The 213-nt window shown below is 64.8% G+C and carries 1 pseudogene; it reads left to right on the top strand.

What is annotated here, in order from left to right:
* Nucleotides 1-204: pseudogene (locus ACT89H_RS29550) on the top strand (transposase); the annotation flags it as partial.
* Between the last annotated feature and the right edge of the window lie 9 nt (nucleotides 205-213).

Genomic DNA, 213 nt, shown 5'->3' with positions numbered 1-213 from the left:
GCCGGGCAGACGGGTGAGCAGATCGCTGCTGATCTGGGGGTGTCGGCGGCGACGTTGTACAACTGGCGCCGCCAGTACGGCGGTGTGGACACCGATGCCGCGAAGGAGCTCAAAGAGCTGCGGGAGCAGAACGCCAGGTTGAAGCGGCTGCTGGCGGATGCGGAGCTGGAGAAGGACGCGTTGCGGGAGATCGCGAAGGGAAAATTTTAGGCC

It is taken from the genome of Nocardia aegles, from assembly GCF_052545135.1.
This window is presented reverse-complemented; position numbering and strand designations above follow the sequence as displayed.